At 44.4% G+C, this 1839-nt stretch carries 5 protein-coding genes and 1 pseudogene; 4 read left to right on the top strand and 2 right to left on the bottom strand.

What is annotated here, in order from left to right; all coding sequences use genetic code 11:
• The first annotated feature begins 146 nt into the window (after positions 1-146).
• The 4 genes and pseudogenes from WA1_RS59170 (at position 147) to WA1_RS61235 (ending at position 863) form a co-directional block, all read left to right on the top strand.
• On the top strand, positions 147-323 hold the full coding sequence (locus tag WA1_RS59170) for a type II toxin-antitoxin system VapC family toxin (protein WP_201789158.1): 177 nt from the start codon (positions 147-149) through the stop codon (positions 321-323).
• Positions 324-337: 14 nt separating this feature from the next.
• Positions 338-562: a type II toxin-antitoxin system VapC family toxin gene (locus WA1_RS59165; protein ID WP_017743000.1), complete on the top strand. Its 225-nt coding sequence runs from the start codon at positions 338-340 to the stop codon at positions 560-562.
• Positions 563-595: 33 nt separating this feature from the next.
• A pseudogene (locus WA1_RS61240) lies at positions 596-709 on the top strand (serine/threonine protein kinase); the annotation flags it as partial.
• Entirely contained in the window at positions 672-863 is a 192-nt protein-coding gene (locus tag WA1_RS61235) for an FHA domain-containing protein (protein WP_017742999.1), read from the top strand. The pseudogene WA1_RS61240 and the gene WA1_RS61235, both read left to right, overlap by 38 nt.
• A gap of 138 nt (positions 864-1001) precedes the next feature.
• On the opposite strand, the gene WA1_RS51900 is transcribed toward WA1_RS61235, so the two are convergent.
• Positions 1002-1277: a type II toxin-antitoxin system RelE family toxin gene (locus tag WA1_RS51900; protein ID WP_336389828.1), complete on the bottom strand. Its 276-nt coding sequence runs from the start codon at positions 1275-1277 to the stop codon at positions 1002-1004.
• Entirely contained in the window at positions 1267-1491 is a 225-nt protein-coding gene (locus WA1_RS51895) for a type II toxin-antitoxin system RelN family antitoxin (RefSeq protein ID WP_017742997.1), read from the bottom strand. The genes WA1_RS51900 and WA1_RS51895 overlap by 11 nt, the downstream gene beginning before the upstream one ends.
• Between the last annotated feature and the right edge of the window lie 348 nt (positions 1492-1839).

The raw sequence follows: 1839 nt of genomic DNA, 5'->3' as shown, positions 1-1839 counted from the left end.
GGTGGCAGCAGGACTCGTGAGTTCTCCCCCTCGTCGAGACGATGTTGAGCCAGTTTCAGAAGAAGCGTGGCGCGAACTAACCCAAAGACTGGAAGCATCCCCCGGCAAGCCCCTCTCAGAAATCATTATTGAAGAACGAGGTTAATGTGACTGTCTACTTTTTAGATAGCAGTGCTCTGGTCAAACGGTACGTGCCGGAAACTGGCAGTGCTTGGATACGGGCAATCTCGGATCTCAATACTGGCAACTCATTAATCATTGCCCGAATTACTTGGGTGGAAGTTAGAAGCGCGATCGCCCGAAGAGGTTTCGCTTTGACCTGAATAATCAGTACCAAGTGATTGAACTCGATTCAACACTTGCAGAAACTGCGGGTCAGTTGGTCGGTCAATACCCTCTACGCGCTTATGATGCCGTCCAACTAGCGTCAGTGCTGCTGATTCAACCCGCTTTCCCTGCTACACAATCTACTCAATTGATCTTTCTCACAGCTGACAACCGCCTTTCTGAGATTGCGGTAGCTCTTGGGTTGCTGAGCAATAATCCCAATCATCACCCCTAATCTGGGTGAAGCTACTCCCGAACCAGCACAGGATTACTTGATTTTGGTCTTGCCCGTGAATTTACCCTTGGGAAAACCGGAAGCATGACGAATTCTAAGACGAAAGGGTATGCACCGATTGAACAGTACGAACGACGCGGTAATTTTTTCCCGCTATCACTGCTTGTTAGATATCAACCCGCCTGATATTCGCGTGCGAGATTTTGGTAGTAGAAATGGTACTTACGTAAACGGGAAAAAAATTGGACAACGCCAACCTAAACAAGCGGAGTTTAAACAGGCGTTGTTGAGTGTGGTTTAAATTCAGAACCAGTCCTAACTATAATCTAATGTTATTCCTGGTTTGCTTCCGGCAAAGTACTACCGTATTTTTGAAACTCTTCTATAACTAACTTAATCTCCTCTACTGCAACATCTGCTTGTTCACTTTTGGAATAGATTAGCAGGAGGATAACCTTTGTTGGGATTCAAGCTGATAAATGAGCCGATAACCACCACTTTTACCTTTCTGGATATCACTGTTGCGGACTCGTACCTTGAAAACAGTGTTCCCTGTTCCAGATATTTGGTCGCCAATAAAGTTTCCTGCTTGCAGTTGTGCAATTATCGGTTGAATATTAGACCGAATGTGGCGATACTTTTTGGACAGGGTGCGTAGCCGATACTGAAATTCATCTGTAAACTGAACTTGAACTGAGGGTAGTTCACTCTGCATCAACACCATCCCACAGTTCTGAAATAGGTCTAGTTTTTCCAGCTTTTGCTTGTTGCAATGAAGTGCGAAGACTGTTTAATACAGACTCTTTTGATTCATCATCTTCATCCACCTCATCTTCCACAAACAGCACAATTACCTTAACGCGGCTATGCTTTTGAACCGTCAGAGGTTCATCCAAGCACAGTAAACCGTTTTCGTCAACGCTTCCCATGACTTCTTGCGCAATTTGTGGGCATCAGGGGTTTGTTATCTGGCGAGACAACTGGTACTCTTGTAACTTGTCGATTTTGATTAATCATTCCTTTATTAGGGATAACCCAATAAACTGTGTTTGTTATTTTTGGTAACGTCCCTCCGGTCATTTTAGTAGCCGCATCTCTTCTTCTCACAAAAGCCAATTAGTTTGTCCGAACTAGGGAAACATACGTTCGTAATTTACTACTAAAACTTAGAACTGGGGGAAGCGCAAATTAACAACGTATAATGCCCCTTGTAACGAGCTTTTGACTCTCCCCAGTGACCTAACCAACTCTTGCGTTGCCTATTGAGAGCTAAAGAC

The sequence above is a fragment of the Scytonema hofmannii PCC 7110 genome, assembly GCF_000346485.2.
In the GTDB taxonomy this organism is placed as follows: Bacteria; Cyanobacteriota; Cyanobacteriia; order Cyanobacteriales; family Nostocaceae; genus Scytonema; species Scytonema hofmannii.
Note: the sequence above shows the minus strand (reverse complement) of the source record. Positions and strands in the feature narration are given on the sequence as shown.

Coding starts and splice junctions, on each gene's coding strand:
- WA1_RS51900 (WP_336389828.1), bottom strand. CDS start 1,277: ATGCAGAGTGAACTACCCTCAGTTCAAGTTCAGTTTACAGATGAATTT.
- WA1_RS51895 (WP_017742997.1), bottom strand. CDS start 1,491: ATGGGAAGCGTTGACGAAAACGGTTTACTGTGCTTGGATGAACCTCTG.
- WA1_RS61235 (WP_017742999.1), top strand. CDS start 672: ATGCACCGATTGAACAGTACGAACGACGCGGTAATTTTTTCCCGCTAT.